This is a genomic window from Bradyrhizobium sp. TM102 (assembly GCF_009176685.1).
Taxonomy (GTDB): domain Bacteria; phylum Pseudomonadota; class Alphaproteobacteria; order Rhizobiales; family Xanthobacteraceae; genus Bradyrhizobium; species Bradyrhizobium ottawaense.
In genome coordinates this window covers 4977450-4999939 of the sequence record NZ_AP021855.1, presented here as the reverse complement: position 1 = coordinate 4999939, position 22490 = coordinate 4977450, and the positions used below count along the sequence as shown (strand labels likewise).

Genomic DNA, 22490 nt, shown 5'->3' with positions numbered 1-22490 from the left:
CGTCTGCGGCGCGGGGCTCGGCGTTGCGCTCGTCGGGGACGGCTTCTGGGACGCTCTTTCGTGGCTGGGGTTGTCGTTGCCGGTCGTTCTGGCGATTGTCTGCTGGCGCCGTGCAGGTCGACCCCGCTGAGACTTATGGACGGCGATCCGGCTCCGACAGGTGGCGCTCTTCGATATCGTGGCTGACGTCGTGTTTCTCATCCTTTCCGCCAAGCATCCGATGCAGCCAGCGTTCGAAACGTCGGCCGATCGTGAGCAGCACGAAGGTGAAGGCCAGCGTGACCAGGACGATTTTCCATTGCCCGGCGCCGCACGCAATGCCGAGACAGGCGGCGAGGAAGGTGCAGGCCGCGCTGGTCAGGCCGCGTACGCGAAAACGATCGCTCTCATGGACGATGACGCCGGCTCCGAGGAAGCCGATGCCGGTCAGGATGCCCTGGATCACACGGCTCGCCGCATCGGTGATCTTGCCGGGCTCGGCGAACTGGACCGCGAGCAGCACGACGGTTGCGGTGGAGAGCCCGACGATGCCGAGTGTCTTCAGCCCGATCGGCTTGCCGTGCAGGTCGCGGTTCAGGCCAATCGCGCTGCCGGCGAGCGTCGCGGTGCCGAGGCGCAGCAGGATTTCGGGCCAGTCCATCTCGGTCATGTCTTGTCCGTCACTTCTTCGGCACGCGTCCCATCAGGTAGAACTCGTCGTTCGGGCGCATGCCCGTGAAATTCGCCAGCCGGTTCGACAGCGCAAAGAAGGCGGAGATCGCGGCGATGTCCCAGATGTCGTCGTCGCTGAAGCCGTGCGGCGCGAGTGCGGCGAAATCGTCCTCGGAAATGCGCTGCGCGTCGGCCGAGACCTTCATCGCGAAATCGAGCATCGCCTTTTGCCGCGGCGTGATGTCGGCCTTGCGGTAGTTCACCGCGACCTGGTCGGCAATGAGCGGGTTCTTGGCGCGGATGCGCAGGATCGCGCCGTGGGCGATCACGCAATACTGACACTGGTTGGCGGCCGAGGTCGCGACCACGATCATTTCGCGCTCGGCCTTGGTGAGGCCGCCGTCCTTCTCCATCAGTGCGTCATGATAGGCGAAGAACGCGCGGAACTCGTCGGGACGATAGGCCAGCGTCAGGAACACGTTCGGCACGAAGCCGCTCTTCTCCTGCACCGCGAGAAGACGCGTGCGGATGTCATCGGGCAGCGTGTCGAGGGCGGGAGCTGGGAAACGTTGTGAGGGCTGTGTCATGGTCATGGATTCCGGCTTGCGGCCGGGGACCATAGTCGATGCGGGCGAGAGGCTCCAGAGGAGTCGTTACGTCTGGTGCCCCGGACGCAGCGCAGCGCTCCCGGCGATGCGAGGCATCGTTCGGTGCGGTGCGCTGCTGAGCCGGGGCCCATGTCTCCGAGAGTCCGTGATTGTGGCGTGGCGCCCGGCTCTGCGCAGCAGCGTTTCACGCTGCTGCGCGTCCGGGACACGAGAGTCCTTACCGCAGCGGCTTCTTCAACAGCGAGAAGCGGTCCGGATCGAGCCCCATCGAGGGCTGCAGCATCGGGGCCTCGACGTTGGAGAGCGTCTTGGCGGGCGGAGCCGAGAACACAGGGTCGTTCGGCACGTCGCGCTGCGAGGTGGCGCCGCGCCAGCGTTCGAGCACGGCGCTGACGAAATGCATGTCATGGCCGGAGGTGACCGAAGGCACGCTGCTGATGGTAGCCTCGCCGCGCGGCAATTGGTGCGGTGGCACCTCCTTGAAGCGCAACCGGGTCGGCAGTGCGACGCCTTCGCCGAAGGCCAGCACTTCACGCGTGCCAAGCGAGGGCACAAAGGAGAGCAGGTTCGCGGCGGCGTCCGACACCGCGGCGCGCAGCAGCGCCTGGTCGCGCTCGTTGGCAAGACGCATCGTGAACAGCGTGTTGCACTGGGAGATGATGGTGGCGTCGAGCTCGGCCGGACGCTGGGTGATGAGGCCGAGATAGACTCCGTATTTGCGGCCTTCCTTGGCGATGCGCGACACCGCCTTGCGGGTCGGGCCGAAGCCGATATTGCGGTCGGCGGAGGCGTAGCGGTGCGCTTCCTCGCAGACGAACAGCAGGGGCGAGACGCCGTCGCTCCACAGGCCGAAATCGAAGGCCATGCGGCACAGCACCGAGACGACGGAATCGATGACCTCGGCGGGGAAGCCGGCGAGCTGCATCACCGTCATCGGCTTGCCGTTCGCCGGCAGGCGGAACAGATGGCTGATGACTTCGGCCATGGTGTCGCCGCCGACATTGGCGTTGTCGAACATGAAGGCGTAGCGGGGGTCGTTGCGCACCGCTTCGATGCGCGAGATCAGCTTATGATAGATGATGCGCGAGGAGCGGTTCTCGAGCTTGCCCATGCGCTCGTCGATCAGCGACATCAGGTCGACCAGGCGGTACGGCACCGGGGTGTCGACGGTGTAGCCGATCTGCTTGGGATCGATGCGCTTGAGGCCGATGCGGTCGGCGTTCTGATATTGGGTGTAGACGCCCTTGGCGAGCGGGATCACCTCGGCCAGGATGTCGAGCTCCTCGGGCACGCCGGCGCGGCCGCCGAACAGCACGTCGACGATTTCCTCGAAATTGAACAGCCAGAACGGCAGCTTCAGGTTTCGCGGGTTGAGCACCAGCGCGCGGTCGCCGAAGCAGCGGCCATATTCGTTGTGCACGTCGAGCAGGAAGATGCGCAGGTTCGGGCGCGCCTTCAGGATCTCGTTGAGCAGCAGCGACACGCCGGTGGACTTGCCGACGCCGGTCGATCCCAGCACTGCAAAATGCTTGGACAGCATTTCCTCGACATCGACATAGGCGACGACCGAGCGATCCTGCTGGAGGAAGCCGACATTGATCTGGTCCGAGCCGGTCGGCGCGTAGATCGTGCGCAGCTCCTGGCTGGTAATCAGATCGACGGAATCGCCGATGGTCGGATAGTTGGTGACGCCGCGCTGGAATTTCGGCTTGTCGCTGGCGTTGAGGATCTCGCCGAGCAGGTCGACCGAGGCAACCGCGATATAACTGTCGCTGCTCGACAGGTTCTCGCAGGACACCTCGGTGATCATCGCAACGATGACCGAGCTGGCGCTGCGAATACTGACGAAGCGGCCGACGGTCGCCCGAACTTCCGAGATAGGCATCTGGCTTTCTGCCAGCAGCCCGACCCGGGCCAGCGATCCGCGAACCGAAATCACGCGTCCAAAGGATGTCACGATGAATGAACCTGGCAAGAGCAAGGGATCTGCTCGGACTATGCGCGGCCGTGGCTGCACAAACGGTTAAGCGCCGGGCGCGGGCACTTCGTTAAATCCGCGACAATTCGGCCGCGAGGTTTGTTCCGATTGCGTACTTACTGGCGGAAACGGCGGGGAATTGGCGCAATTTCGGGCCGTTGGAGCCGAAAGGCAATTAAGGAACATTTTACCATCAGGCCAGTCAGTCCACCGTTCGGGGGACGTCTTCCTTCGATCCAGGGGTGGTTGATTTGTTGACGGGACCTAATCATTTGTACATTAGTACAAATAGGCTGGCGGACCTTGTGACCGTCTCCGGGTGCAGAGCGCGTTGCAGCCTTGCTCCCGATGATGCGATCCGGTCGGCGGATCGCCAGCTGTGCCCTGGAGGAAAGCCATGCTGCCCGAACCGATCCTCGATCTCGCTCATCTCGGCCATATGGAGCTGCTGACGCCCAAGCCCGATGAGAGCCTGAAATTCTTCGTTGACGTCATGGGCATGACCCTCAGCGGCCAGAAGGGCGAGTCGGTTTACTTGCGCGGCTGGGACGATTACGAGCGCTATTCGCTCAAGCTGACGGCGTCGAAGACTTCGGGCATGGAGCACATGGCGCTGCGCGCGCGCAGCCAGCAGGCGCTGGAGCGCCGCGTCGCCGCGCTGAAAGGCTCCGGCTTCGATATCGGCTGGATCGACGGCGACATGGGGCAGGGGCCGACCTTCCGCTGCCGCGACCCTGACGGCCACATCGTCGAGCTCTATTACGAGACCGAATGGTATCAGGCGCCGCCCGAGCTGAAGCCGGCGCTGAAGAACCAGGCGCAGCGCTTCCCCGCGCGCGGCGTCAATGTCCGCCGCCTCGATCATCTCAACTGCCTCGCCGTCGACATCAAGGCCAACCGCGAGTTCTTCGAGAATTACCTCGGCTGCCGCCTCACCGAGCAGATCGTGCTCAATGACGGCCGTGAAGCTGCGATGTGGCTGACGATGTCGAACAAGAGCTACGACTTCGCCTATTCGCTCGACCATTCAGGCGTGCCGGGCCGCTTCCACCACGTCACCTATGCGCTCGATAGCCGCGAGGAAATTCTGCGCGCTGCCGACATCTTCCTGGAGAACGGCATCCACATCGAGACCGGCCCGCACAAGCACGCGATCCAGCAGACCTTCTTCCTCTACGTCTACGAGCCCGGCGGCAACCGCGTCGAAGTCGCCAATGCCGGCGCGCGCCTGATCCTCGCGCCGGACTGGAAGCCGATCGTGTGGACCGAGGAGGAGCGCAAGAAGGGCCAGGCGTGGGGGCTGAAGACGATCGAGTCCTTCCACACCCACGGCACGCCGCCGGTGGAAGTGAAGAAGCACGCTTAGTGGATTGAAATGCGCACCCGCGCAATCGTCTCGCGCACGCCGGTCCACGCCGGCTTGTCCGGCGCGAACTGGCCGCGCAGGAAGCTGACGAGCTCCTCCACCTGTGCGTCGCTCATGCTGTTCCTGAACGCCGGCATGTAGCCGAGGTCGCTCGACACCGGCTCGGCGATACCATGCAGGATCACCTGCACGAGATTGTCCGACGTTGCGCTGTGCAGATTGCTGTTGAGCGCGAGCGAGGGCCGGCTGCCGAACAGTGGCAGGCCGCCGACTTCGTGGCAGACGGCGCAGGCGCCTTGATAGAGCCGTGCGCCGGTGGAGGAGGCGATGGTAACCTGCGTCGCGCTCTCCAGCTTCGCGGCGAGCACCTCCGGCGCATCGGCTGCGGTGTCGTTGAACGAGTTGAGATAGACCGCCATCGCGCGGATATCCTGATCGGGCAGGGCCTTGAGATCCCTGACAACAGGCGCCATCGGGCCGGCGGCGACGCCGTGATAGCGCGAATGGCCGGTGCGCAAATAGGCGAACAGCTCGTCCTCGCTCCACGGGATCGGGGCGTGAGAGAGCGAGGTTAGGGGCGGCGCTTCCCAGCCTTCGGCGAAGCCACCGGCGAGATAGGCCTTGCGTTGCTCCGCGCCGAGCGCATTGCGCGGCGAGTGGCAGCCGCTGCAATGGCCGAGGCCCTCGACGAGATAGGCACCGCGATTCCAGGCCTCGGACTTGGTGGGGTCGGGCTTGAATTCCTTTGCCTGGTGGAAGAGCGCATTCCAACCCGCGAGCAGCGGGCGCAGGTTGAACGGGAAGGCGAGCGAGTTCGCCGGCGCCGTCGCGCGCACTGCAGGCTGCGCCATCAGATAGGCATAGAGCGCCTGAAGGTCGGCTTCGTTTGTCTTGGCGAAGTGTGTGTAGGGAAAGGCGGGATAGAGCTGCCGCCCGTCGCGATGCAAGCCGTCGCGCATTGCGCGCTCGAAGGCGGGATAGGACCAGGCACCGATGCCGGTCTCGACGTCGGGGGTGATATTGGTTGAATAGATCGTGCCGAATGGCGTCTCCAATGCGCGGCCGCCGGCATTGAGTACGCTGTCGATATTGGTGTGGCACTCCGCGCAATTGCCGAGCGCAGCAAGCTGCTCTCCCCGTGCGATCGTCGCGGCGGAATAGACCGATGCGTCGGGCCGGGCGATCGGCGCAATCGCGCGCCCCGGCAGCAGCGCCGCGCCGATGCCGATTGCGGCAGTGCAGACCGCGGCAATCGTCGCGACAATGCCGGCGCGTTTGGCGAAGGGAGTCTCCCGGATGCGCGACGGCGGCGGCGCGGCGGGCGCGGGCAGGGCCTGCGGCACGGGCGATGTTTCACCGTGCAATCCCCTCAGGATGCGTTCGGGCGTAAAGGGCGGCTCGCGAAAGCGCACACCGGTGGCATCGAAGATCGCATTCGCTATCGCCGCCGCGCTCGGGACCGAAGCGGACTCGCCGACGCCAAGCGGTGGCTGGTCCTGACGTGGCAGCATCAGCACGTCGATCTTGGGCACGTCGGGGAAAGGGATGATCGGATAGGCGCCCCATTCGCGCGCCGCCACCGCGCCGCGCTCGAACGAGACTTCTTCCATCAGCGCGCGGCTGGTGGACTGGATGACGTTGCCGTGGATCTGGTGGCGGACGCCCGCCGGATTGATCATCAATCCGGAATCCTGTCCCGCAACCACGCGGGTCACGCTGACATCGCCGGTCGATTTGTTCACCGCGACATCAGCGATCCATGCCGACCACGCCGCACCGTAGCCGGGAAACTTGCTGTGGACGTAGAGCGCATAGGCAAAGCCGCGCCCGTGCACGATCTCCCCGTCCTGCTCCTCGCGCACCGGCCGCGGCGTCCAGCCCGCGCGCTCGGCGACCGCATTGACGAGATCGACGGCGCGCTGGTCCTTCAGATAGCGCAGGCGGTATTCGATCGGATCGACGCCAGCCTCGGTCGCGGCCTCGTCGATGTAGGATTCATGCGCAAAGGTGTTCGGCAGCGCGGAGACGCCGCGGAACCAGGAGGCGCGCACGATCGGCGGCATGTCGTGCGCGACGACGCGCATGTGGTCGTAATCGTAGGGCGGGATCGCGGTGCGGTCGCCCATCTGCAGCACGGCAGGTTCGGGCGAGATCCGACCCGTCAGCAGCAGGGCCAGCGTCGGTGCGGCATTCGAGGGATAACGCGTGGCGAGATCATACGCCGCGATACCGCCGTCCGCATCCAGACCGCCATTGACGTCGATGAGCTGCGCGGTGCCCTTGGGCTCCCAGGCGTGCTCCTGCTCGCGTGTCAACTGCACGCGCACGGGCCGCCCGACCGCGCGCGACAGCAGCAAGGCGTCGGCAGTGACATCGTCGGCGCAGTTGCGCCCGTAGCAGCCGGCGGCTTCCAGCCGGATCACCTCGACCTCGCTTTCCGGTCGCTCGATCAGAAGTGCGAGGTCGCTGCGCAGCACGTGCGGATTTTGCGTGCCCGACCAGACCCGGATATTGCCGTCCTGAAAATCCGCGACGGCGCAGGATGGGCCGATCGAGGCGTGCATCTGATACGGCCACACGTAAGTACGCTGCATCGGCTTGGCCGCACCTGCTATCGCCGCATCGACGTCGCCCTTGTCGATCAGCGTGCGCGGCGTCGATGGATTGGCGCGCAGCGCGGTCTCGATGTCGGCGAGATCCGTGAGGGTAGGCGTAGGCTTCCAGCTCACCTTGAGCTGCTCCGCCGCGCGGATCGCGTTCTCTTCGCGCTCGGCGACGACACCGACGAAGTCGCCGATGCGCACCACGGCGACAAGCCCGGGAATGTTGCGCACTGAGGATTCGTCGACCGCGATCAGGCTGGTGCCGACGAACGGACCGGCATCGACGCCGGCATAGGGCGGGCGCACCACGCGGCCGTGCAGCATGCCGGGGACGCGGATATCGTGAACGAAAGTCAGCTCGCCCGTGGCCTTGGCGGGCAGGTCGACGCGCGGCATCGACTGGCCGACGATGGCATAATCGCCGACCGCCTTGACGGTGACGTCGTCGGCCAGCTCGAGGCGGATCGTCTCGTCGCCGATCAATTCGCCGTAGCTGATGCTGCGATTGTCGTGCCCGCGCACGAGGCCGTCTTCGATCCTGAGATCGGCCGCCGGCAGCTCCAGCCGCTCGGCCGCGCGCGCGATCAGGAAGTGACGGGCTTGCGCCGCGGCCTTGCGCAGGGGCACGGCCGTGATCTGGATGGTCTCGCTCGCGATCGTCGCGCCCTGATTGGGCACCACCGCAGTGTCGCCGAGCACCACGACGACGCGCGCAAAGGACACGTCCAGCTCCTCCGCGACGATCTGGCCGAGCGCGGTACGGATGCCGGTGCCGAGATCGACATGGCCGTTATAGGCGCTGACCGAGCCATCCGCGGCGATGCGGATGAAAGTCTCGGACGTGAGCTCGTCCACGGTGCGGACGACGACGAGCGAACCGGATTGGCGCTCAGATCCATCAGGGGCAGGGGAGGCCATCAATCAACGGCCTCGGTGAGTTGGCCGGAAGCGCGCATCACGGCGCGCAGGATTTCGACATGTGTGCCGCAGCGGCAGAGATTGTAGCGGAGCGCCGCCAGCGCCTCCTGCTCGGTCGGGCGCGGGTTGATCGCGAGCAGCGCCTTGGTGGTCATGATCATGCCGTTGAGGCAATAGCCGCATTGCGCGGCCTGCTCGTCGATGAAGGCTTGCTGCACGAGGTCAGGCTTCTCGCGCGTGCCGAGCCCTTCGAGCGTCACGATGTCGCGGCCGGCGCAGCCACTGACGGGAATCACGCAGGAGCGGGCCGCGGCCCCGTCGATCAGGACAGTGCAGGTGCCGCATTCGCCGAGGCCGCATCCATATTTCGGGCCGTTGAGCGCGAGATCGTTGCGCAGCACGTAGAGCAGCGGCGTCTCCGGCGCTGCAGCGACCTCGTGGATCCCCCCGTTCACGGTGAGGCGGATCGGTGTCTGCGTCATCCTCGTTTCCAAGCGCTCGGCCAGTAATGGCGAAAATCTACGTCGCGACGATACCGTTTGTACACAAACGTGCAAGCCATGCATGCCGCACTGCAGCGCGACTGCCTTCTTTGTGGACAGGGCGGATAGGCAAATGAGGTTTTATGCAGCAGCAGCATCTTTTGCGCTGCACCGCCGCTTGACAGCCATCCGGGGCGCGCGCACCATCGTTCGTATACGAATGATAACCGCGGTCTCGCTGGCTCTGACATGGTGATGGAAACGACGAGCGCTGCTATCGACAAGATCCGCTGCGATGCTTGTCCGGTGATGTGCTACATCAAGCCGGGCGCGGCGGGCGCCTGCGATCGCTACGCCAACCACGACGGCAAGCTCGTCCGCGTCGATCCGCATGTGATCCTGGAGCGCACGGTCTCGCATGGCGGCAAGCTGGTCCCGTTCAGCCGCACCGAAGACTGGGACGGCAAGATCGTCCACGAACCTTCCACCTTCGTGACGGCGATCGGCGCGGGCACGACCTATCCCGACTACAAGCCGGCGCCGTTCATCGTCTCGGCGGAGGTCGACGGCGTCGACATGGTGACTGTGGTCACCGAGGGCATCTTCTCCTATTGCGGCATCAAGGTGAAGATCGACACCGATCGCTATCTCGGGCCGGAGACCGCGACAGTCCGCGCGCAGGGCGAGGCGGTCGGCCACGTCACCACCAGCGAATACGGCTCGCAGATGCTGTCGCTCGGCGGCGTGCATCATCTCACCGGCGGCTCCAAGAAGGAGGGCCGCGTCACCTGCGACACGCTGATGGATCTCGCCAATTGCAAGGCGGTCGAGCTGACCATCGACGGCGGCGCGAGCGTCGTGGTCCAGGCCGGCCAGCCGCCGATCGTCAACGGCATGAAAGAAGAGCGCATGCGCGTCGGCTGCGGCTCGGCGACGATCGGCATGTTTGCCAAGCAATGGCACGGCAAGGTCGACGAAGTCGTCGTGGTCGACGATCACATCACCGGCGTGCTCTCGGAGCATCAGGCCGGCAAGCTGCTCGACATCGCCGACACCGGCATCAAGATGAAGGGCCGCCGCTCGACGCCAGGCCGCTATTTCCAGGTCGCCGATCCCGGCACGGGGTGGGGTGGCACCAACATTTCCGATCCGCTCGCGATCCTCGGGCCGTTCGACGCCAAGGAAGCAAAACCGGGTCTCTCGATGCTGATGGTCTCCACGACCGGCGAGCATTCGTCTTATTACGTGCTCGACGGGGCCCTGAAGCCAGTCGAGACCGAGATGCCTGACGACCTGAAGTTCTCGGTCGAGCGTATCCAGGAGAATTGCGAGCCGGCGCTGTGCACGGTGCTGTTCATGGCCGGTGCCGGCGGCTCGCTGCGCGCCGGTGTCACCGACAATCCGGTGCGGCTGACGCGCTCGGTGAAGGACGCGCTGACGCGCGTCACCAGTGGCGGCGCGCCGGTCTATGTCTGGCCGGGCGGCGGCATCACCTACATGGTCGACGTGACGCAGATGCCGGCGGGCGCGTTCGGCTACGTGCCGACGCCGGCGCTGGTTGCGCCGATCGAGTTCACGATGAAGCTGTCCGACTATGCCGCGCTCGGCGGGCACATGGACTATGTGAAGCCGCTCTCCGAGGTGCAGAGCGGCGACGATGTCCGCCAGCTGCCCTGGCAGAACCCGATCCCGGGACCGCGGGCATGACAAGGCTCCCGCAAATCGCATTGCTGTCTGATGGCCGGCGGCTGCATTTGCAGGATGGGCCGATCGATCTGGTCGTTGAGGCGAGGGGGCGCACGGACGATGTACGTGCGGCCTATGAGGCGGCCGCGCGCCGCTTCACCGGACTGCTCGACGAACTCTGCGCGGAGCTGCCGGAACTGCGGACGGCCGCCGGGAAGCGCACTTCGCTGAGGGGCGTGGTGGCGCGCCGGATGCACGCAGCGGTCGCGCCTTACGCCTCCGATTGCTTCATCACGCCGATGGCGGCTGTTGCCGGTAGCGTGGCTGAGGAGATTCTGGGCGCCATGCTGGGCGCTGTGACGCTGGATCAGGCCTATGTCAACAATGGTGGCGACATCGCGCTCCATCTCGGCAAGGGCGAGCATTTTTCGGTCGGCCTGATGGACCGACCCGATCGCGCTGGCGTGATGCGAACGATGAGGGTGGATGCGGATGACCCCGTGCGGGGCATCGCGACCAGCGGACGCCACGGCCGCAGTTTTTCGTTCGGCATTGCCGACGCCGTGACGGTGCTGGCGGCAACGGCGTCGCAGGCCGATGCGGCGGCGACGGTCATAGCCAATGCCGTCGACCTGCCCGGGCATCCCGCCATCATCCGAACGCCTGCAAACGAGCTTCAGCCCGACAGCGATCTCGGCTCGCGCCTCGTCACCCGCGACGTCGGCGAGTTGTCGCAGGACGAGGTCGGGACAACGCTCGAATCTGGCGCGGAATGTGCACGCCAATTGTTCGATCGCGGATTGATCGAGGGTGCCGTCTTGCAGCTTTGTGGTGATATGCTTGTCATCGGAGCTAAGGATATAGAAGAGCAACGAACGCGCCCGCATCTGCCGGAGAACGCCGTCTGTGCCTGAACAGGGAAGTGAAACATGAGCGCGATCATCCGCAAGATCGTCACCGTCGTCGAAGAGACGCAGATGGAGATGGGCCGCCAGGTCTCGCCGCCGACCCGGCGCGCGGCTGCGATCGCCGTGATCGAAAATCCCTTTGCCGGACAATATGTCGAGGACCTCTCGCCGCTGATCGCGATCGGGGAAGAGCTCGGTGAGCTCTTGTCGAAGCGCGCCGTGGCGGCGCTCGGCATCGATGGCGCGAAGGCGCAGAGCTACGGCAAGGCTGCCGCTGTCGGCGAGAACGGCGAGCTGGAGCATGCCGCCGCGATCCTCCACCCCAAGATGGGCGCGCCGGTGCGGAAAGTACTGAGCAAGGGCGCGGCCCTGATCCCGTCGTCGAAGAAGCGCAGCGGGCCGGGCACGACGCTCGACATCCCGCTTGGGCACAAGGACGCCGCGTTCGTGCGCAGCCATTTCGACGGCATGGAGGTGCAGATCAACGACGCGCCGCGGGCCAACGAGATCATGGTCGCGGTCGCCGTCACGGACAGCGGCCGGCCGCTGCCGCGCGTCGGCGGTCTTACCGTTGCGGAAGTGAAGGGCGAGGACGGTCTGAGATAGGGCTCGAAGCGGGAGGCGGGCACAGCCTCTCCGATGAGATCAGGCAGAAGACGTAAAGAGTTCAAAACTGGAGGTTGGGATGCGAGCAAGAAATTACTTCGTCGGCGCGGCCTTTGCGCTTCTGGCGGGCGGCATGGCTCATTCGGCCCTGGCGCAGGACATCAAGATCGGCGAGATCAACAGCTATTCGCTGCTGCCGGCGTTCACCGAACCCTATCGCAAGGGCTGGCAGCTCGCGGTCGAAGAGATCAACGCGGCCGGCGGTATCAATGGCAAGAAGCTGGTCGTGATCTCGAAGGACGACGGCGGCAAGCCGGCGGACGCGCAGACTGCGGCGAATGAGCTGGTGTCGAGCGAGGGCGTCGCGATGCTGACGGGTACGTTCCTGTCGAACATCGGCCTCGCCGTCAGCGACTTCGCCAACCAGAAGAAGGTGTTTTTCCTCGCGGCCGAGCCGCTGACCGATGCCGTCACCTGGTCGAAGGGCAACAAATACACTTTCCGCCTGCGCCCTTCCAACTACATGCAAGCGGCGATGCTGGTGGAAGCAGCCGCCAAGCTGCCCGCCAAGCGCTGGGCGACGATCGCGCCGAACTATGAATACGGCCAGTCCGCGGTTGCCGTGTTCAAGAAGTTGATGTCGGAGAAGCGCCCTGACATCCAGTGGGTCGACGAGCAGTGGCCGCCGCAGGGCAAGATCGACGCGGGTCCGGTGGTGCAGGCTGTTGCCGCCGCCAATCCCGAAGCGATCCTCAACGTCACCTTCGGCGCCGACCTCGTCAAGCTCGTGCGCGAAGGCAACACCCGCGGCCTGTTCAAGGGGCGCGAGGTTGTCTCGTTCCTGACCGGCGAGCCGGAATATCTCGATCCGCTCAAGGACGAGACGCCCGAGGGCTGGATCGTCACCGGTTACCCCTGGTACTCGATCAAGACGCCCGAGCACGACGCGTTCCTGAAGGCGTACCAGGCCAAGTACAACGACTATCCGCGCCTCGGCTCGATCGTTGGCTACCAGACCATCAAGGCGGCCGCCGCGATCCTGGCGAAGGCGGGCTCGACTGATCCGGAGAAGCTGATCACCGCGGCAGAGGGGCTGTCGATGCCCTCGCCATTCGGCGAGATCACCTTCCGCAAGATCGACCATCAGTCGACGCTCGGTGCCTTTGTCGGCAAGACCGCGCTGAAGGACGGCAAGGGCGTGATGGTGGATTCGTCCTACAAGAAGGGCTCGGACTATCTGCCCAGCGATGCCGAAGTCGAGAAGCTGCGTCCGAAGGATTGATCCCCGCTGCCGTAGGGTGGGTTAGCCCTGCAGATGCGCAAAGCGTATCTGCTCGGCGTAACCCACCTCTTTCGGTGCCACACGAGAAAAGGTGGTGGGTTACGCTGCGCTAACCCACCCTACGAGTTCCCCGAACCCGGACCGCCGATGGCCTTTTACGTCGTACAGTTTCTGACCGGTCTCGCCAGCGCGGCGTCGCTGTTCCTGGTGGCCTCGGGCCTGTCGATCATCTTCGGCGTGACGCGGATCGTGAATTTCGCGCATGGCGCCTTCTACATGATCGGCGCCTACATTGCCTTCACGCTGACGGAGCGCCTGTCGGGCGCATTTGGCTTCTGGGGCAGTATCGTGCTGGCCGCGATTGCCGTGGCGATGATCGGTGTGCTGGTCGAGATGGTGCTGCTCCGCCGCATCTATCACGCCCCCGAGCTGTTCCAGCTGCTTGCGACCTTCGGCCTGACCTTGATGGTCGAGGATCTCGTCGTCCTGATTTGGGGGCCCGACGATCTCGTCGGCCGTCGTGCGCCCGGATTCAAGGGGGCCATCGATTTCTTCGGCCAGAACATCCCGAGCTACGATCTGTTCCTGATCGTGCTCGGGCCCGTCGTGCTCGGCATTCTCTGGCTGCTGTTCCAGCGCACGCGCTGGGGCGTCCTGGTACGCGCGGCGACGCAGGACCGCGACATGGTCGCAGCGCTCGGCGTCAATCAGAAATGGCTGTTTACGTCGGTGTTCGCGGTCGGCGTCTTCCTCGCCGCGCTGGGCGGCGCGCTTCAGATCCCGCGGGATGCCGTGCATCACGCGATGGATCTGCGCATCATCGTCGAAGTCTTCGTCGTGGTCGTGATCGGCGGCCTCGGCAGCATCGTCGGCGCGTTCGTCGCGGCGGTGCTGGTCTCCGAGCTCAATGCCTTCGGCATCCTGATCTTCCCCAAGATTTCCATCATCCTGGTCTTCCTGGTGATGGCGGTGGTGCTGATCGTGCGACCCTGGGGTCTGTTCGGCAAACCGGAGGCGCCGGCGCGCAAGACGCCCGGTCTCACCGTCAATCCCTGGCGCCCGCTGACGTCGAACGAGCGGCTTGCAGCGCTTGCCGCGCTCGTGATCGCAGCGACGCTGCCGCTGTTCGCCGGCAACTATGCGCTGACCGTCGGCTCGGAGATCGCGATCTTCGTCATCTTTGCCGTCAGCCTCCACTTCCTGATGTCGGTCGGCGGGCTCGCGTCCTTCGGCCATGCCGCCTATTTCGGGCTCGGTGCCTACGGCGTCGCCTTCCTCGCCAAGATGGCGGGGTTGCCGATGATCGTGTGCCTGCTGCTCGGGCCGCTGCTCGGCTGCATGGGCGCGGCCGTGTTCGGCTTCTTCGCCGTGCAGCTCTCCGGCGTCTACTTTGCGATGCTGACGCTCGCTTTCGCGCAGATCGTGTGGTCGATCGCATTCCAGTGGGTGAGCGTCACCGGCGGTGACAACGGCATCTTGGGCGTTTGGCCGGAAAAATGGGCGGCTAGCCCGTCGCACTTCTATTGGCTGGCGCTCGGCGTTGCGGCGCTGGTGACCATCGCACTTCGGGCCATGGTATTCTCGCCATTCGGCTACGCGCTCCGCGCCACGCGCGACTCGCTCCTGCGTACGGAGGCGATCGGCATCAATGCCAAGCGCATCCAGTGGACCGCCTTCGTGATCGCAGGCACGACCGCCGGCATCGGCGGCGCGCTGTTCGCCTACCTCAAGGGCAGCGTCTTCCCTGACAATCTCGGCATCTCGCTCTCGGTCGATGCGCTGGTGATGGTGCTGCTCGGCGGTGTCGAGACGGTGTCCGGCGCGGTGATCGGCGCCATCGTCTACAAGGCCTTGAACATCTGGCTGGTCAGCCAGACCGATTTGTCGAAACTCGTGCTCGGCGGTTTCATCGTTCTGATCGTCGTCGTCTTCCCCAAGGGCATTGTCGGCATGCTGGAGATGCTGGCGCAGCGTCGCAGGAAGGCGTCGCCGCCGGGATCACCTCTGCTCGCCAAGCCGATCGAGTCTGCCGAATGAGTGTTGCACCCCCACTTCTTGCGGTCGAAGGTCTGACCAAATCCTATGGCGGCATCCATGCCGTGCGCGGCGTCGCGTTCTCGCTGCGCGCCGGCGAGATTTTGGCGCTGATCGGGCCGAACGGCGCCGGCAAGAGCACCTGCTTCGACATGCTCAACGGCCAGAACAAGCCTGATACCGGGCAAGTCCGTCTGCTCGGCGAAGAGACCACCGGGAAGAAGCCGCGCGAGATCTGGCGCATGGGTGTCGGGCGTACCTTCCAGATTACCGCGACCTTCGCCACCATGACCGTGCGCGAGAACGTGCAGGTTGCGCTGATCTCGCACGGGAGGCAGCTGTTCAATCTGTTCGGCTCGGCGCCGAAGTTCGACCGCGGCGAGGCCGGCCGTCTGCTCGAGCTGGTCGGCATGGGCGGCTATGCCGATCGCCCCTGTGGTGAGCTTGCCTATGGCGACCTCAAGCGGCTCGAGCTTGCGGTGGCGCTCGCCAACCAGCCCAAGCTGCTGTTGATGGACGAGCCGACCGCCGGCATGGCGCCGCGCGAACGCGTCGACCTGATGCGGCTGACCGCGAGCATCGCGCGGGAGAAATCGATCGGCGTGCTCTTCACCGAGCACGACATGGACGTGGTGTTCGAGCATGCCGACCGCATCATCGTGCTGAATCGAGGGACGCTGATCGCCGAGGGCACGCCGGCCGAGGTGCGCGGCAATCCGCAGGTGCAGGCGGTCTATCTCGGCGAGGGCCTGGTCTACGATGCCCGCCATCGCGACGGAGCATCAATATGAAGCTCACCGTCGAGGGCCTCAACAGCCATTATGGCCCGGCGCATATCCTGTTCGACATCGGCTTCGAGGTCGGCGAGGGCGAGGTGGTTGCGCTGCTCGGGCGCAACGGTGCCGGCAAGTCGACGACGTTTCGCTCGATCGTCGGCCTGGTCGCGCAACGAACCGGCCGCATCATGTTCGAGGGCAAGGACGTCTCGGCCAAGCCGACCCACGAGATCGTGCGCGAGGGGCTCGGCTATGTGCCGGAGGAGCGCCGGATATTCACCGACCTGACCGTCGAGGAGAATCTCGAAGTGGGCAGGCAGCCCAAGCGTCCGAACGCGCCGCATTGGACACGCGAAAAGCTGTTCGCGCTGTTTCCAAATCTCGGCGAGATGAAGAACCGTCCCGGCGGGCGCATGAGCGGCGGCGAGCAGCAGATGCTGACGATTGCGCGGACGCTGATGGGCAATCCGTCGCTGGTGCTGCTGGACGAGCCCTCGGAAGGTCTGTCGCCGAAGATCGTGGAGCAGATGGTCGACGCCATCCTGACCATGAAGAAGGAGGGCGTCAGCATCGTCGTCTCCGAGCAGAATCTGCATTTCGCGCGGCTGATTTCGGATCGCGCCTACATCATCGAGCGCGGCCGCATCTGCTTCGGCGGCACCATGGCCGAGCTCGATGCGCGTCCGGATATCCGCGACGCGCATCTGTCGTTGTGAACGCAAAGGGAGGGGCAGCGAGCGGATGGCGAGAAGCGTCACGGCCAAGAAGAGCGTCAAACCGGGAAAACCGCCTTACGTGCTCGACGAGCAGGTCGGTTTCATCCTGCGCCAGGTCTGGCAGCGCCACAGCTCGATCTTCTCCCGCGATATCGGCACCAATCTGACGCCGACGCAGTGGGCGGCATTGTCGAAACTCGCCGAGACCGGGCCGTGCTCGCAAAACCAGCTCGGCCGGCTGACGGCGATGGACGTCGCGACCATCAAGGGCGTGATCGATCGGCTCACGGCGCGCGGGTTGACCGAGACCAGCCAGGATCCCGAGGACGGTCGGCGGCTCCTTGTCAGCCTGACGCGCGCCGGTCAGCAGCTTTCGGAGAAGGTCGCGCCGAACGCGCTGGCCATCACCCGCGAGACGCTGGCGCCGCTCGAGCCCAGGGAGCGCGAGATGCTGATGGCGTTGTTGAACAAGCTGCGGTGAGGGTGCCGTAGACGGTCTCGTAGAGTGGGCAAAGGCGCGAAGCGCCGTGCCCACCACTTCTCAATGGTGGGCACGCTTCGCTTTGCCCACCTACGGCAGTTGAACAAGGTGCGAGGACTGGCGACTAATCTCGATGGAGGGTCTGTCGAGGTCTTTATTCATGAGAGTCGCCACGAGATTTGTAATGCTCCTCACTCTCGGTGCGGCGCTGGCGGGCAGCGCGCCTGCCTTTGCCGCGCAGCCCTACGAAGGCTTCTGGGCGTCTACCAAAAAGGACTGCCGCGACGACGACAGCCCCAACCGCATGAGCATCGAGGGCGGCAACCGCCTCTACTGGTACGAGACGCGCTGCCGCGCCGGCGAGATCACCGCCGACGGAAAGCTCGGCTGGAAGATGAAGCTCGCCTGCGAAGGCGAGGGCGAGAAGTTTCGGTCCAATCCCCGGGTCTCCATCGCAACCGACGGCAAGCTGGTGATGGACAACGGACCGGTCGGGCAGGCTAAGCGCCAGACCTATGTGCGTTGTGAGATCGCGAACAAGCGCTGATCTCGAACGCTTATGTCTTGCCCGGCCATTTGGCGCGGTAGCGGATTTCGCTGCCGTCGGCGAGCCGCCGCCAGGTCCCGAACTCCGGCGTATGCGGCGCCCGGGCCGTCAAGTCGATCGGGTAGATTCGGCTCGGCTGGCCCTCGATATTGACGGCGAGCTGCCGGTGCGAGGTTCGAAACGCGAGCTCGACGTCGCCTGCGATGACGGGCTGGTCGCCGTCACGATAGAAGGCGGCCGGGGTCACTTCGCCCGGCATCGTGTTGAGGTCGGTCTGCAATTCGATGGTGATGCCCTGGGCTGATGTCGGCACCGTGACCCCGGCCGGAAAACGCACCTCGAATACGAGCAGGGGATTGCCGCCGTTCCGGTTGAGCCAGGGCGTCGCCGTCGCATAGGCGTAGGCGATGTAGATGCCGATCCCGGCGACGCAGAGCAGGACGACGACGCCGAGAGACTTCAGGCTGTTGCGCCCGACGCTGCCATTGCCTGCGTCCTCGCCTGAACGCGTCACCAGCCAGTTGGCAAACACCGCGCCGGCGATCGCGCCGATGGGGGAGTAGACGAACAGTCCCAACAGACCCGAGGTGATCGGGTCCGCGCGGTTGCCGAATTCGAACAGGGAAAACAGCACAAAGATCGCGACATAGCCCGCCACCGCGCCAGCAACGCCGAGGGCTATTCGCGATGAGTTCTTCATGTTTTCCTCGATGGTCCAGCAATCAAATGCCGCCACCGGGGGCTGCCTGCGTTAGACGCAGCAGGTCGCAGACTTGTTCAACGCCATCGAGGGAGGTGCGGAGCAGTGTGCCGCTCCGGCTGCGTCACTTCGCCACCACCTCCGGCACCTTGCCCGCCGGCGGGGTGTTGCGGCTGCGCTGGGTGCGCACGATGCCGTCGATGATGGTCATGCCGATGCCCGGGAGGTCGCCGAGCTGGACGCTCTCCAGGATGTTCTTGCCGGGCGAGTGCTGGGCCTTGTCCATGATGACGAAGTCGGCGGATCGCCCCACTTCAATGAGGCCGCAATCGAGTTCGCGCATCCGGGCGGTGTTGCCGGTGGCGAGACAAAAGGCGATCTCGGCCGGCAGCTCGCCGAGCGAGGACAGCATCGAGACCATGCGCAAAATGCCGAGCGGCTGCACGCCGGAGCCGGCGGGCGCGTCGGTGCCGAGGATGACCCGGTGCAGATCACCCATCTCGCGCGCGGTGCGCAGCGTGAACAGAGCGGAGCGCTCATTGCCGTTATGCACCAGCTCGAGACCGCGCTTGCAGCCCTCGCAGATGCAGCGGATCTGGTCGTCGGGAAGGGCGGTGTGGCCGCCATTGATGTGGCCGACCACGTCGGTGTCGGCCTCCAGCACGACGTCCTTGTCGATCAGGCCGGAGCCGGGGATCGAGGGGCCGCCGGTGTGGATGGTGCTCTGGATGCCGTATTTGCGTGCCCAGCCGACCATCTTGCGTGCGGTGGGACCGTCCTTGACGCCGCCGAGGCCGACCTCGCCGAGCAGCTTGACGCCGGCGGAGGCCAGCTCCTTGAAGTCCTCCTCGACCATCTCGCATTCGATCACCGGCGCGCCGGCGTGAACCTTCACGCCGCCCGGACGCAAGGTCCAGAACGCGCGCTGGGCGAAGATGGCCATCGCCTTCAGGCCGACGACGTCGCGGGGGCGGCCCGGCATGTGAACCTCGCCGGCCGAGATCATGGTGGTGACGCCGCCATGCAGATAGCTGTCGATCCAGTTGATCTGGTTCTGTCGCGGCGTCCAGTCGCCCGCAACGGGGTGGACGTGGCTGTCGATCAGGCCCGGCGCCACCGTGGTGCCCTGGGCGTCGACAATGGTGGTCGCGCCTTCGATGTCGACGTCCTTGAAGCGGCCGATCGCGGTGATCTTGCCGTTCTCGGCGACGATCGTGTCGCCATCCAGGATCGGCTTTTCCAGGGCGCCGGACAGGATCAGGCCGATGTTCCGGATCACGAGCTTCGAGGGTCCGGCGGCCTGGGGTGCGTCATGCGCCATGGAAGGGGCTCCTTATTCCTAACTGCAACGCTTTCGATCTTGGGCAGCCTTGACCGCGGGATCAAGCAGGATTATTCATTAGTATACGAATGATCGTGTACAAACGACGCATAGCTGCCCGCCTCGGAACCGCATTGGACGCGACAGGGAAGGTGAGATGAGCAATTTCAATCAGGAAAGTGTTTTGAGCGTCCACCACTGGACCGATACGCTGTTCTCCTTCAAGACCACCCGGCTTCCGCTTCCGCAACGGCGAATTCACCATGATCGGGCTCAAGGTCGGGGAGAAGCCGCTGCTGCGGGCCTACAGCGTCGCCAGCGCCAATTACGAGGACACGCTCGAGTTCTTCTCGATCAAGGTGCCGGACGGTCCGCTGACCTCGCGGCTCCAGCATTTGAGGGAAGGCGACGAGATCATCGTCAGCCGCAAGGCCACGGGCACGCTGGTGATCGACAATTTGGAGGAGGGGCGCAACCTCTACCTCATCGGCACCGGCACGGGTCTTGCGCCGTTCCTGAGCGTGATCAAGGACCCCGAAACCTACGAGCGGTTCGAGAAGGTCGTGCTGCTGCACGGCTGCCGGCACGTCAAGGAGCTCGCCTATGGCGAGATGATCACCGAGACGCTGCCGAAGGACGAACTGATCGGCGAGTACATTCAGAATCAGCTGATCTACTATCCGACCGTGACGCGCGATCCCTTCCGCAACCGCGGCCGCATCACCGACCTCATCACCACGGGCAAGCTGTTCGCCGATATTGGCCTGCCGGTGCTGGAGGCTGCCCACGACCGCGTCATGATTTGCGGCAGCCCGGCACTGGTCGCTGATACGCGCGTGCTCCTGGGAGAGCGCGGCTTTGTCGAGGGCAATCACGGCGAGCCGGCCCAATTCGTGGTCGAAAAGGCCTTTGCCGAGCGCTAACACGCAATTCTTGCTTGAGAAGACCGCATTTTCGCCGCGTCGGGCCCGTTGCGGCGCCGATTCGGCGCTTGATACACTGTGGGAACGAATCAGCGGAGTTCCCACATGGTTGCGGACAGCGACAGCAACATCGCCTGGCACCGGGTCCAGTTGAAGAAGAACCGCGCCGAGTTGAAGGCGCTGGAGACCGCGCGCTTCACGATGGGTGAGATCGCCTCCTCGAAGCGGAACGGCCAGACCCAGAAGGCGATCGCGGAACTCAAGCGTAAGATCGCCCAGTCCGAGCGCGTGATCGCCGATCACGACAAGCGCACGCGCCGTCCGCTCGGCACCGACATGCAGAGCCTCAGCAACGGCAGCTGGAGCCATTGGGACGCCTATACCAACCAGCAGCAGCGCAAGACCGGCCAGCGCTCGCCCGGGCGTGGATAGGTCTTCGTCTCCTCGCGCCAGTTCCGACCCTTGCGCGTTGGCCCGCCCATACCATTTGGGTGAGACGCCAACAATCACTCCGGTGATCCCATGACAGCGCGCCTCGATTTCACAAGCGAGGCCTTCTTTCGTGATCCGCCCAAGGCGATCGCGGCGTTGCGCATGTCCGGTCCTCTCGTCGCGACGCGATTTCCCCTGGTCGGCAATGTCTGGATCACCACGACCCATGACGCGACGGCACAGGTGCTGAAAGACGGCGCCACCTTCACGCTGCGCAAGGAGGATGGCGACGTCGCGAGTCTGCGCTGGTGGATGCCGAGCTTCGTCAGGACCATCGCCAACAACATGCTGACGATGGACGAGCCAGATCACACGAGGCTCCGCAGCATCGTGGACGAGGCCTTTCGCCGTCGTGCCATCGTCGCGATGGAGCCGCGCATCCGTGCCATTGCCGACGGCTTGGCCGACGAGCTGTTCGCGGAGGGATGGCCAGCAGATCTGGTCCAGCGCTACGCGCGCATCCTGCCGCTCGCAGTGATCTCCGAGCTTCTGGGATTGCCTCTGGCCGACCGGCCCAAATTCATCGCCTGGGGCAACGCGATGTCCTCGCTGACGAATGTCGTCAGCTTCTGTCGATTGCTGTGGGCCTTTCGCAAGATGCGGGCCTACCTCGAGCAGCAATTGCAGGCCGCGCGCGTGCAGGGCGGTGAAGGCCTGATCGCCGAACTGGTCCAGGTCGAGCGCGAGGGTGCTCAGATCACGCCGGATGAAATGGTCTCGATGGTGTTTCTGCTGCTTGCAGCCGGCTCCGAGACGACCACGCATCTCATCAGCGGTTCCGCCTACGAGCTGCTCAGGAATCCCGGCCTTCACGATTGGCTGGAACAGGACTGGAGCCGCGCCGGGCTTGCGGTGGAAGAGTTCTTGCGTTTCGTCTCTCCGGTGCAATTTTCAAAACCGCGCTATGTGCGGCGGGACGTCGAGGTCGAAGGCGTGCGTTTGAAGAAGGGCGACCGTGTCATGGTGATGCTCGCCGCCGCAAACATGGATCCGGCGATGCATGATCGTCCCGAAAGCCTCGATCTCGAGCGCAAGCCGAACCGTCACCTCTCGTTCGGGACAGGAATCCATTTCTGCCTCGGCCATCAGCTGGCGCGCATCGAGGCGGCCTGCGCGCTGGAAGCGCTGTTCGTGCGCTGGCCGAAACTTGGTCTGGCCGTCGATCCCTCGCAGATCCATTGGCGCAAGCGGCCGGGGATTCGCATGATTGCGAAGCTTCCTGTCACGGCCGCGGTCCACGGAACATTTACCGCTGCGGCGCCGGCGATGGCTGATCGTTCTCCCGTTCGGGCGGAGTGAGGCTCTCTCTTCGGCAAATCGTCGCTGACCATGATCTGCTCGGAACAGCCTGTGGCGCTTGCTGTTGTCCACCGGGACCTGATGGCATGCGAAGGAACAGTTGCGTGTCCAGG

General features: G+C 64.9%; 19 protein-coding genes and 1 pseudogene. 13 read left to right on the top strand and 7 right to left on the bottom strand.

The window, feature by feature from the left end:
- Window positions 1–133: 133 nt before the first annotated feature.
- The 3 genes from GDN70_RS24055 to GDN70_RS24045 all read right to left on the bottom strand — a co-directional run bounded on the left by GDN70_RS24055 (window position 134) and on the right by GDN70_RS24045 (window position 3216).
- Window positions 134–649, bottom strand: coding sequence for an MgtC/SapB family protein (locus GDN70_RS24055; RefSeq protein WP_152103118.1), 516 nt, complete (start codon window positions 647–649; stop codon window positions 134–136).
- 10 nt (window positions 650–659) lie between these two features.
- Window positions 660–1238: a peroxidase-related enzyme gene (locus tag GDN70_RS24050; protein WP_038946319.1), complete on the bottom strand. Its 579-nt coding sequence runs from the start codon at window positions 1236–1238 to the stop codon at window positions 660–662.
- 238 nt (window positions 1239–1476) lie between these two features.
- Complete coding sequence (locus GDN70_RS24045; RefSeq protein WP_026202466.1) at window positions 1477–3216, bottom strand: ATP-binding protein; 1740 nt, start codon at window positions 3214–3216, stop codon at window positions 1477–1479.
- 418 nt (window positions 3217–3634) lie between these two features.
- Here GDN70_RS24045 and GDN70_RS24040 point away from each other — a divergent pair, with 418 nt between their 5' ends.
- Window positions 3635–4603: a catechol 2,3-dioxygenase gene (locus tag GDN70_RS24040; RefSeq protein ID WP_152103117.1), complete on the top strand. Its 969-nt coding sequence runs from the start codon at window positions 3635–3637 to the stop codon at window positions 4601–4603.
- Here the strand turns inward: GDN70_RS24040 and GDN70_RS24035 are convergent.
- Window positions 4600–8124 carry a molybdopterin cofactor-binding domain-containing protein gene (locus GDN70_RS24035; RefSeq protein ID WP_152103116.1) on the bottom strand — a complete coding sequence of 1175 codons (3525 nt, stop codon included), beginning with the start codon at window positions 8122–8124 and terminating at the stop codon, window positions 4600–4602. The two genes, GDN70_RS24040 and GDN70_RS24035, sit on opposite strands and share 4 nt — an antisense overlap.
- On the bottom strand, window positions 8124–8606 hold the full coding sequence (locus tag GDN70_RS24030; RefSeq protein ID WP_097668145.1) for a (2Fe-2S)-binding protein: 483 nt from the start codon (window positions 8604–8606) through the stop codon (window positions 8124–8126). Before GDN70_RS24030 ends, GDN70_RS24035 begins: the two co-directional genes overlap by 1 nt.
- Before the next feature lie 249 nt (window positions 8607–8855).
- Between GDN70_RS24030 and GDN70_RS24025 the strand changes: the two genes are divergently transcribed.
- From GDN70_RS24025 to GDN70_RS23985, 9 genes are all read left to right on the top strand, one after another.
- Window positions 8856–10313 carry a hypothetical protein gene (locus tag GDN70_RS24025; protein ID WP_028145241.1) on the top strand — a complete coding sequence of 486 codons (1458 nt, stop codon included), beginning with the start codon at window positions 8856–8858 and terminating at the stop codon, window positions 10311–10313.
- Entirely contained in the window at window positions 10310–11206 is an 897-nt protein-coding gene (locus tag GDN70_RS24020; RefSeq protein WP_028145240.1) for a UPF0280 family protein, read from the top strand. The genes GDN70_RS24025 and GDN70_RS24020 overlap by 4 nt, the downstream gene beginning before the upstream one ends.
- A gap of 15 nt (window positions 11207–11221) precedes the next feature.
- Window positions 11222–11806, top strand: a complete 585-nt coding sequence (locus tag GDN70_RS24015; protein ID WP_018320970.1) for an amino acid synthesis family protein — start codon at window positions 11222–11224, stop codon at window positions 11804–11806.
- 79 nt (window positions 11807–11885) lie between these two features.
- Window positions 11886–13088: an ABC transporter substrate-binding protein gene (locus tag GDN70_RS24010; protein ID WP_028145239.1), complete on the top strand. Its 1203-nt coding sequence runs from the start codon at window positions 11886–11888 to the stop codon at window positions 13086–13088.
- Between the two features lie 147 nt (window positions 13089–13235).
- Window positions 13236–15125, top strand: a complete 1890-nt coding sequence (locus tag GDN70_RS24005; RefSeq protein ID WP_028145238.1) for an ABC transporter permease — start codon at window positions 13236–13238, stop codon at window positions 15123–15125.
- Window positions 15122–15913 carry an ABC transporter ATP-binding protein gene (locus tag GDN70_RS24000; RefSeq protein ID WP_028145237.1) on the top strand — a complete coding sequence of 264 codons (792 nt, stop codon included), beginning with the start codon at window positions 15122–15124 and terminating at the stop codon, window positions 15911–15913. Before GDN70_RS24005 ends, GDN70_RS24000 begins: the two co-directional genes overlap by 4 nt.
- Complete coding sequence (locus GDN70_RS23995; RefSeq protein WP_028145236.1) at window positions 15910–16614, top strand: ABC transporter ATP-binding protein; 705 nt, start codon at window positions 15910–15912, stop codon at window positions 16612–16614. The genes GDN70_RS24000 and GDN70_RS23995 overlap by 4 nt, the downstream gene beginning before the upstream one ends.
- A 25-nt stretch (window positions 16615–16639) precedes the next feature.
- Window positions 16640–17095: a MarR family winged helix-turn-helix transcriptional regulator gene (locus tag GDN70_RS23990; RefSeq protein ID WP_028145235.1), complete on the top strand. Its 456-nt coding sequence runs from the start codon at window positions 16640–16642 to the stop codon at window positions 17093–17095.
- Between the two features lie 160 nt (window positions 17096–17255).
- A complete protein-coding gene (locus GDN70_RS23985) occupies window positions 17256–17642 on the top strand; it encodes a hypothetical protein (RefSeq protein ID WP_028145234.1) in 387 nt (128 codons plus the stop codon).
- Between the two features lie 10 nt (window positions 17643–17652).
- Here the strand turns inward: GDN70_RS23985 and GDN70_RS23980 are convergent, their stop codons facing one another.
- Both GDN70_RS23980 and GDN70_RS23975 read right to left on the bottom strand, forming a co-directional pair.
- Complete coding sequence (locus tag GDN70_RS23980; RefSeq protein WP_028145233.1) at window positions 17653–18342, bottom strand: hypothetical protein; 690 nt, start codon at window positions 18340–18342, stop codon at window positions 17653–17655.
- Window positions 18343–18466: 124 nt separating this feature from the next.
- Window positions 18467–19663, bottom strand: a complete 1197-nt coding sequence (locus GDN70_RS23975) for an amidohydrolase family protein (protein ID WP_028145232.1) — start codon at window positions 19661–19663, stop codon at window positions 18467–18469.
- 157 nt (window positions 19664–19820) lie between these two features.
- Here GDN70_RS23975 and GDN70_RS23970 point away from each other — a divergent pair.
- From GDN70_RS23970 to GDN70_RS23960, 3 genes and pseudogenes are all read left to right on the top strand, one after another.
- A pseudogene (locus GDN70_RS23970) lies at window positions 19821–20586 on the top strand (ferredoxin--NADP reductase).
- A gap of 105 nt (window positions 20587–20691) precedes the next feature.
- The gene (locus tag GDN70_RS23965) at window positions 20692–21018 is read left to right on the top strand and encodes a hypothetical protein (RefSeq protein WP_018320980.1); all 327 of its coding nucleotides are present in this window, start codon (window positions 20692–20694) and stop codon (window positions 21016–21018) included.
- A gap of 90 nt (window positions 21019–21108) precedes the next feature.
- Window positions 21109–22377, top strand: coding sequence for a cytochrome P450 (locus GDN70_RS23960; protein WP_038970958.1), 1269 nt, complete (start codon window positions 21109–21111; stop codon window positions 22375–22377).
- Window positions 22378–22490: the final 113 nt, after the last annotated feature.

Coding starts and splice junctions, on each gene's coding strand:
- GDN70_RS24055 (WP_152103118.1), bottom strand. CDS start 649: ATGACCGAGATGGACTGGCCCGAAATCCTGCTGCGCCTCGGCACCGCG.
- GDN70_RS24050 (WP_038946319.1), bottom strand. CDS start 1,238: ATGACACAGCCCTCACAACGTTTCCCAGCTCCCGCCCTCGACACGCTG.
- GDN70_RS24040 (WP_152103117.1), top strand. CDS start 3,635: ATGCTGCCCGAACCGATCCTCGATCTCGCTCATCTCGGCCATATGGAG.
- GDN70_RS24035 (WP_152103116.1), bottom strand. CDS start 8,124: ATGGCCTCCCCTGCCCCTGATGGATCTGAGCGCCAATCCGGTTCGCTC.
- GDN70_RS24030 (WP_097668145.1), bottom strand. CDS start 8,606: ATGACGCAGACACCGATCCGCCTCACCGTGAACGGGGGGATCCACGAG.
- GDN70_RS24025 (WP_028145241.1), top strand. CDS start 8,856: ATGGTGATGGAAACGACGAGCGCTGCTATCGACAAGATCCGCTGCGAT.
- GDN70_RS24020 (WP_028145240.1), top strand. CDS start 10,310: ATGACAAGGCTCCCGCAAATCGCATTGCTGTCTGATGGCCGGCGGCTG.
- GDN70_RS24015 (WP_018320970.1), top strand. CDS start 11,222: ATGAGCGCGATCATCCGCAAGATCGTCACCGTCGTCGAAGAGACGCAG.
- GDN70_RS24010 (WP_028145239.1), top strand. CDS start 11,886: ATGCGAGCAAGAAATTACTTCGTCGGCGCGGCCTTTGCGCTTCTGGCG.
- GDN70_RS24005 (WP_028145238.1), top strand. CDS start 13,236: ATGGCCTTTTACGTCGTACAGTTTCTGACCGGTCTCGCCAGCGCGGCG.
- GDN70_RS24000 (WP_028145237.1), top strand. CDS start 15,122: ATGAGTGTTGCACCCCCACTTCTTGCGGTCGAAGGTCTGACCAAATCC.
- GDN70_RS23995 (WP_028145236.1), top strand. CDS start 15,910: ATGAAGCTCACCGTCGAGGGCCTCAACAGCCATTATGGCCCGGCGCAT.
- GDN70_RS23990 (WP_028145235.1), top strand. CDS start 16,640: ATGGCGAGAAGCGTCACGGCCAAGAAGAGCGTCAAACCGGGAAAACCG.
- GDN70_RS23985 (WP_028145234.1), top strand. CDS start 17,256: ATGAGAGTCGCCACGAGATTTGTAATGCTCCTCACTCTCGGTGCGGCG.
- GDN70_RS23980 (WP_028145233.1), bottom strand. CDS start 18,342: ATGAAGAACTCATCGCGAATAGCCCTCGGCGTTGCTGGCGCGGTGGCG.
- GDN70_RS23975 (WP_028145232.1), bottom strand. CDS start 19,663: ATGGCGCATGACGCACCCCAGGCCGCCGGACCCTCGAAGCTCGTGATC.
- GDN70_RS23965 (WP_018320980.1), top strand. CDS start 20,692: ATGGTTGCGGACAGCGACAGCAACATCGCCTGGCACCGGGTCCAGTTG.
- GDN70_RS23960 (WP_038970958.1), top strand. CDS start 21,109: ATGACAGCGCGCCTCGATTTCACAAGCGAGGCCTTCTTTCGTGATCCG.